General features: G+C 69.3%; 6 protein-coding genes and 1 pseudogene. 1 reads left to right on the top strand and 6 read right to left on the bottom strand.

Features of this window, described 5'->3' with window-relative positions; all coding sequences use genetic code 11:
- Positions 1-440 (bottom strand): annotated as a pseudogene (locus AC2YHJ_RS07290) (hypothetical protein); the annotation flags it as partial.
- 89 nt (positions 441-529) lie between these two features.
- Between AC2YHJ_RS07290 and AC2YHJ_RS07285 the strand changes: the two are divergent.
- The gene (locus tag AC2YHJ_RS07285) at positions 530-2,332 is read left to right on the top strand and encodes a PHA/PHB synthase family protein (RefSeq protein ID WP_487394997.1); all 1,803 of its coding nucleotides are present in this window, start codon (positions 530-532) and stop codon (positions 2,330-2,332) included.
- Between the two features lie 173 nt (positions 2,333-2,505).
- Here the strand turns inward: AC2YHJ_RS07285 and AC2YHJ_RS07280 are convergent, their stop codons facing one another.
- From AC2YHJ_RS07280 to AC2YHJ_RS07260, 5 genes are all read right to left on the bottom strand, one after another.
- Entirely contained in the window at positions 2,506-3,138 is a 633-nt protein-coding gene (locus tag AC2YHJ_RS07280) for a hypothetical protein (RefSeq protein ID WP_487394995.1), read from the bottom strand.
- On the bottom strand, positions 3,135-3,722 hold the full coding sequence (locus AC2YHJ_RS07275) for a hypothetical protein (RefSeq protein WP_487394994.1): 588 nt from the start codon (positions 3,720-3,722) through the stop codon (positions 3,135-3,137). Before AC2YHJ_RS07275 ends, AC2YHJ_RS07280 begins: the two co-directional genes overlap by 4 nt.
- A 61-nt stretch (positions 3,723-3,783) precedes the next feature.
- Entirely contained in the window at positions 3,784-4,761 is a 978-nt protein-coding gene (locus AC2YHJ_RS07270; protein WP_487394992.1) for a 2-dehydropantoate 2-reductase, read from the bottom strand.
- A 449-nt stretch (positions 4,762-5,210) separates the two neighbouring features.
- Positions 5,211-6,722, bottom strand: a complete 1,512-nt coding sequence (locus AC2YHJ_RS07265; protein ID WP_487394991.1) for an acyl--CoA ligase — start codon at positions 6,720-6,722, stop codon at positions 5,211-5,213.
- Positions 6,723-6,773: 51 nt separating this feature from the next.
- Positions 6,774-7,325 carry a gamma carbonic anhydrase family protein gene (locus AC2YHJ_RS07260; RefSeq protein WP_487394990.1) on the bottom strand — a complete coding sequence of 184 codons (552 nt, stop codon included), beginning with the start codon at positions 7,323-7,325 and terminating at the stop codon, positions 6,774-6,776.
- Positions 7,326-7,471 lie beyond the last annotated feature (146 nt).

The raw sequence follows: 7,471 nt of genomic DNA, 5'->3' as shown, positions 1-7,471 counted from the left end.
GGGTCCCAGGTGATCCGCGGCGCCGCAGCCAGCGGCGGCGGGCGCGGCGCCTGCATCGGCATGGCGCGGTCGCCCGCGGTTCCGGCCGGCTGCGGCGCCGCCGGGCGCATCTCGGCATCGAGCGGATTGCGGCTGCGCTGGCGCTCCTCGGCCAGGGCGGCGGTCAGGGCATCGCGCACCGCGACATCGGGCACGTTCGGGCGGGCGGGAATCGTTCCGAGATTGGGGAAGTCACCTTCGGCCCCCGGCGGGGCGTCGCGCCCCTCATAGGCAGGTCCGGTCAAATGATCCCACAGCGGGCCCAGCGCCTCGGGCCCCTGCCCGGCCGTGCAGCCGCCAGTCAGCAACGCGCCGGCCAGGACCAGCCGCCGCGCTTGCTTGGCCCGTGCCCCGCCCCTACCGTGACGGGGCTTCGCCCCGCGGTCCATCCGACCGGTCATGCCGCCCCTGTCGCCATCGCGGCCAAGCGGTAGCCCGAATCGGGCGGCACGCGAAGGCCACCAAGCCAGTCCATGCACCGGAATACCCGATGGCCGAGAACGAGAATCCGAATTCCGCGCAGTTCCGCCTGCCGGACCCCGCCATCGTCAGCAGGACCATGGCGGATGTGGCCGAACGCGGGCAGCGCATCGTCTCCGACTTCCTGAAGCGCCAAGCCGGATCCCCGGCCGACCCCGATCCGCTCAAGATCGGCCACGCCTTCCTTGAGATGACCACACGGATGATGGCGAATCCGGCGCGGCTGATGCAGGCGCAGCTCGGCTTCTGGCACGACTACCTCACCCTTTGGCAGAACACGGCGCGACGCATGATGGGCGACGAGCCGAGCCCGGTGATCGCCGAGGACGACAAGGATCGCCGCTTCAAAGACGACGCCTGGCGCGACCATGAGGTGTTCGACTTCATCCGCCAGACCTACCTGCTCTCCGCCCGCTACTTTCGTTCGGTCGTGGAAGGCACCGAGGGGCTGGAGCCCAAGACCGCGCAGAAGGTCGACTTCTACACACGGCAATTCGTCGATGCGATGAGCCCGACGAATTTCCTGATGACCAACCCCGAGGTGCTGCGCCGCACCGCCGAGACGGGCGGCGAGAATCTGCTGCGCGGCCTGTCGAACCTGCTCGGCGACCTTGAGCGCGGGCGCGGGAAGCTCAAGATCCGCATGACGGACGACACCAAGTTCAAGGTCGGCGAGAACATCGCCGTCACCCCGGGCAAGGTGGTGTTCCAGAACGACCTGATGCAGCTGATCCAGTACAGCCCGACCACGAAGGAGGTGCTGAAGCGTCCGCTGCTGATCATCCCACCCTGGATCAACAAGTTCTATATCCTCGACCTGCGGCCGAAAAACTCGTTCATCCGCTGGGCGGTGGAACAGGGCCACACCGTCTTCGTCATCTCCTGGGTCAACCCCGACGAGAACCTCGGCGAGAAGGGCTTCGACGACTACATGCTCGAAGGCCCCTATGCCGCGCTCGACGCCATCGAGGCGGCGACGGGGGAGAAGGGTGCCAACGTCATCGGCTATTGCCTCGGCGGCACGCTGCTGGCGTCCACGCTCGCGCACATGGCGAGCAAGCGCGACACACGGGTGAAGTCCGCGACCTTCTTCACCACCATGGTGGATTTCGAGGAGGCCGGCGAGCTCGGCGTCTTCATCGATGAGGAGCAGCTCTCCGCGCTCGAGGAGAAGATGCAGAAGGTCGGCTATCTCGAAGGCCGCGAGATGGCGACGACCTTCAACATGCTGCGCGCGAACGACCTGATCTGGTCCTTCGTAGTGAACAACTACCTGATGGGCCAGGAGCCCTTCCCCTTCGACCTGCTGTACTGGAACGACGATTCCACGCGCATGCCGGCGAAGATGCACAGCTTCTACCTGCGCCGGATGTATCAGCAGAACGATCTGGTGAAACCGGGCGAGGTGGAACTGCTGGGCGTCAAGCTCGACCTGCGGAAGATCAAGCTGCCGACCTATATCCTGAGCACGCGGGAAGACCACATCGCGCCCTGGACCTCCACCTATCGCGCGACGCAGCTCTACAAGGGACCGACGCGCTTCGTGCTGGCGGCTTCGGGGCACATCGCGGGCGTCGCCAATCCGCCGGATGCCGGCAAGTACAGCCACTGGGTCAGCGACGACCTGCCGCCAGATCCCGAGACCTGGTTCAAGGGTGCCACGGAACTCGCCGGATCCTGGTGGCCGGACTGGCACCGCTGGGTGTCGGGCCTCGACAAGACCACGGTTGCCGCGCGCATCCCGGGCGAAGGTGGCTTGCCGGCAATCGAGGATGCGCCAGGGTCCTTCGTGAAGGTGATGGCGACGGATTGAGGCGCCCGCTGGCGCCTCAATCCGTTGTTTTCTTGACCCTCAGACGGCGGGCGCCGCGCATCCGCGCGGCTTGCCTTCGCGCCCTGCACTGTTGCGCCGTGTGCCGCTGCCGGTCTGGGCGCGGTCGCGCTTCGCGCTCCTGACCCGATGCTGCGCATCAGGCCGATATCAGGTCAGTACCCGCGGCCGAGCCCGTCGGTAATGGCGCCGGGCGCGCCGTTCTGCCACCACGGCCCCGCGCCGGCCCAACCGCTATCGAGGTCGAGCCGCCGTACGTCACGCGACAGCGCGGCCATCGCCTGTTCGGCAGCCGGCAAGGGCCCCACCTCGGCGAGCCGGTCGAGCGTCACCTCGCCACCCGGCTCGAAGGTCGGGCTGCGCAGCGCCGCGGCCGCGCCGGCGCGGTCATTCGCCCGCAACCGCGACGCCACGGTGCCGAGCGCCTGGATCACCTCCGCCGAACTTGCCTGTTGCGCCGCGCCGATCGCGGCACGGTTCTCATCCCGCGCGATTCGCATCGCGTAGCCGACGGTTGGCGACAGCGCGGGCCAGGCCCGGCGGTTGGCGACCTCGACCTCGATTGCCTCGAAGCGTGCCAGCGCCAGCGCGGCCTCGGCCGGATGGCCGGCGAGGCCCGCGCCCTGGTTGGCAAAATCGGCCGTCGTCGCCTCGACCGCCTCGCGCAGCGGAGCGCCGCTCACCGGCCCGCTGGTCAGCACTGCCGGCGGCAAGGCCTGCGGCGTACGCAATTCCTCGCAGGCCGCCAGCGCCACGGGCAGCAACATCACGGCGCGCCGATCGATCAAGGCCAATTGTCGTCCTGTCCCTGGCGCTGGATGCGCAGCAATTCATAGAAGGTCATTTGCGCCGCCTGGGCGGTGCGAGGCAAGGGCGGCAGGGTCGAAAGCTTCGCAAGCGCCGCACCGCCGCCCGGCGTGAAGAGCGGCGGTTGCAGCCGCGTAGCCGCGGAGGCGGGGTTCTGCCCGCCATAGTCGTAGCGGATTGCCGTCAAGGCATCGATCACCGCCTGCGGCTGGGCGGAGGGGTCGATCCCAAGGGCCGAGCGCCATTCCGGGCGCGCCTGCTCGAAGGCCATCTTGGCCAGGGGCGACATCTCGATCCAGCGCTGTCCGACCTGAAGCTCGATGACCAGGTATTCGGCTTCGGAAATCGCCTGGGCCGCCACCCAGGGGCGGCCCGCCATGCGGGCCGGCGAGGCGAAGGCGCTCGCCGTGTGCGTGATCGCCTGGTTGGTCGGATCGGCAAGGCCGGCCGCGGGATCGTAGGGCAGCGTCACGACAGGCAGTGGCGGCCGTGTGGAACAGCCGGCGACGAGCCCTGTCAGTGCGACGATAGCGGCACGCCGGCCCGCGAGGACATCATGCACCATGGCACCTACCTCCCACCGAGCACGTGGCGATGCCACGATGACTTGGCAATCGGTGGCTTCGTCACAGGCAGCCGGCAGCCCGCGCCCGCGCCCGCACGAGTGCGAGCACGGTACGGCAGGTCGGTGCCGCCTCCCCCACCAGATCGGCCAGTTCCACGACGGCGCCGAGCAGGGCCTCGACCTCCATCGGCCGCCCGCGCTCGAGGTCCTGCAGCATCGAGGTCTTGTGTGCGCCGACCTCGGCCGCACCGGCGATGCGCTTGTCCACATCGATGGCGAAGCGGATGCCCAGCGCCTCGGCGACGCGCTGGCCTTCCAGCATCATCGCCCGCGCCACGCCGCGCTGCTCGTCATCGCCGATCAGCACGTCGAGCGTCGCCGTCGTCAGCGCAGAGATCGGATTGAAAGCGAGGTTGCCCCAGAGCTTCACCCACAACTCGTCACGGATGCGCGGACGCACCGGAGCCTTGAAGCCGGCAGCGATCAGGGCCTCGGACAGGCGCTGCACGCGCGGGCTGCGATTGCCATCCGGCTCGCCCAGCGAGAAGCGGTCCCCATAGGTGTGTTCGATCATACCCGGCTCGATCACCTCGGCAGCCGGATAGACGATGCAGCCGATGGCGCGCGCCGGCGGCAGCAGGCGCGAGACCGTGCCGCCGGGATCGACGCTTTCGACGATACGGCCGTCATGCGCGCCGCCAAGGCCATGGAAATACCACCAGGGCACGCCGTTCACCGCGCTGACCACCGCGGTCTCCGGCCCCAGCAGCGGCTGCATCTGCGCCGCCGCACCCGGCAGGGAATGCGCCTTCAGCGTGACGACGACATAATCCTGCGGACCGGCTTCCTCGGCGGTTGCGACGCAGCGCGGGCGGGCGACGATCTCCTGGCCCTCGCTCAGCACCCGCAGGCCGTCCGCCTGCATGGCGGCGAGATGCGGGCCGCGGGCGATCACCGTCACCTCCGCATCGCCGCGTAGCGCCAGCTTCGCCGCCATGAGGCCGCCGATCGCGCCAGCGCCGAAGATGCAGAGTTTCATAGGCCGCACGCCGTTTCCTGCCATTCGCGCCAGTATGGCCGCCCCCTGGGCTCGCCGAAAGCACCCGGCGCGGGGGGTCACCGGTGGCACTTTAGGACTTTAGCTTTTTAGGATTTTAGGTCTTTATGTCCTCGCCTGAGCGCCAGGCGCAGCTCCGCCGTTGGCGGCGCGAGCGTAGCACGAACTTCGCCGTAAAGCCATGCCTCCGGTGGGCCTTTCCCGCCTCTGGCCCGTGATAGAACATCGCCGAGAACGGCCAGGAAACCTGGCCTGCCACACCCGCCGTCATCCCGCTCAAGGCGCGGCTGGGCGGGCACGGCATGCGCGTGGCCTGCTTCTCGACCACCAGCATCATGGTGGCGGCGCTGCGACAGTTGCGCCGCTACCTCGATCAGCCCCGAGAGCGCGCGCTCCGCCCCCTGCGCGCCGGGGCGCCTGCCGCGCGACGATCACACCGTCAGCCCAAGCTTCTCCGCCAACCCGATCCGCATCAGCTTGCCCGTCGCCCCCTTCGGGATCTCCGCCAGGAACACGACCTTCCGGGGCACCTTGAAGTCCGCCAGATGCTGCGCGGCGAATTCGCGCAGTTCCCGCTCACCGCATTCCATCCCATCGCGCAGGACGACCGCCGCGCCGACCTCCTCGCCCAGCTTCGGGTGCGGGATGGCGAAGCACAGCGCCTGCGCCACCGCCGGATGGCCGGATAGCACGCCATCCACCTCCAGCGGGCTGACCTTCTCCCCGCCGCGATTGATCAGTTCCTTCAGCCGCCCGGTCAGGGCCAGGAAGCCATCCGCGTCGAATGCGCCCTGGTCGCCGGTGCGGAACCATCCCTGCGTGAAGGCCTTTGCGTTGGCCTCCGGGTTCGCCTCATAGCCCGCGGTGACGTTGGGGCCGCGGATCACCACCTCGCCGATCTCGCCCGGCGGCAGCAGCGTGCCGTCATCGGCCATGATGGCGACCTCCGGCCCCGCCGCCATGCCGACCGAACCCGGCTTGCGCGGTCCGGCGAGCGGATTGGAGCACATCTGGTGGGAGGCCTCGGTCATTCCGTAGCTCTCGACCAGCGGGGCGGAGAAGACCTGCTCCAGTTGCTGCATCACCGGCCCCGGCAGCGAGGCCGATGATGACCGCAGGAAGCGCAGCCGCGCGCGGGCGATGATGTCGGCGTTGCGCTCGGCGCGGCCGAGGATCGCCTGGTGCATGGTCGGCACGGCGGTGAACCAGCTCGGCCGTTCGTCGTCCAGCCAGCGGAAGAAGCGCAGCGCGTCGAAGCCCGGCGTGCAGACCACCGAAGCACCGGCGCCGACCGAGGACAGCACCGCGGCCATCAGCCCATGGATGTGGAACAGCGGCATGATGTTGAGGCAGGCATCGTCCGGGCCGAGTTCCAGCGTGCGGGCGATGTTGCGCGCCGAGGCGCAGATATTCGACTGGGCCAGCGGCACGATCTTGGGACGTGCCGTGGTGCCGGAGGTATGCAGCACCAGCGCCTCGTCCTCCGGCCAGGCCGGGCCGGGCCTGGCGGCATTGCCGGGCTCGCCGCCTTCCAGGGTGAAGTCGCCCGCGGCCTCCCCGGGGATCAGGTCGAGCACCGGGATGGACAGGCGCGCCGCGACTTCCCGCGCATCGGATGCCATGCCGTGCAGCACGACCAGCGCCTTGGCGCGCAGGTCGGTCAGGTAGAAGGTGAATTCCTCCGCCCGGTAGGCGGGGTTGAGCGGCGCAGTGGTCGCCCCGCTGCCGATGGCGAGGAAGGCGGCTGCCATCTCGGGCCCGTTCGGCAGCACGATCGCCACCCGATCGCCGCGGCCGATGCCAAGCCGGTTCAAGGTGCCGACGGTGCGGGTGCAAAGTTCGCGCAGCGCCGCGAAGCTCAGCGATGGCCTGTCATTGGTGCCGCGCAGGGCGGCCGCGCCGGCGGCGCCGCCGGCGAGCAGGCGGGCGATGGTCTCGGTCATGCGCGTTTCCCTCCGCAGTATGCCGAGACTACCCACGGGTCCGGCGGCGCGTCAGCCCCCGGCGAGCGAGCGCCGGTGCCGCCCGGACAATTCGACGTAATGCCCCGCGGTGCGGTCGAAGCCGGCACGCCGTTCCGAGGTCAGCACCTGCACGAGCTTCGCCGGATTGCCCATCCACAATTCCATCGTGCCGATCCGCTTGCCCGGCGGCAGCACGGAACCGGCGGCGAGCACGCCGCCTTCCTCGATCACCGCTTCATCCAGCACGGTCGCGCCCATGCCGACGAAGGCCCGGTTCATCAGGGTGCAGGCGTGGATGATGGCGGCGTGGCCGACCGTCACGTCATCGCCGATCGTCGTGCACTGACGCCCGGCATTCACATGCACGATAGTGCCGTCCTGGATGTTGGTGCGCGCCCCGATGGTGATGGTGTTGGTGTCGCCGCGCAGCACGCAGTGATACCAGACGTTGGACCCCTCCCCCATCGTCACCTGGCCGATCACGGCCGCAGTGGGCGCCACCCAGGCGGCAGGATGGATGACCGGCCGATGGCCCTCGAAGACATAGAGCGGGGGCAGCGTCGCGGTCTGGTTGGCGTCCATGGTCGTTCTCCGTGTGTCCGGCACAGGATGCGCCGGCCGGCCACGCAGCGAAAGTCCGCCCGGCACCGATCTTGCCCGGCACCGATCTTGCTGACCGGCGTCCCAGCCCGGCCGGGAACCTGTCCCCGGCAACGGTGCCCCTGGGA

It is taken from the genome of Roseomonas sp. SRI_022, assembly GCF_057586215.1.
Note: the sequence above shows the minus strand (reverse complement) of the source record. Positions and strands in the feature narration are given on the sequence as shown.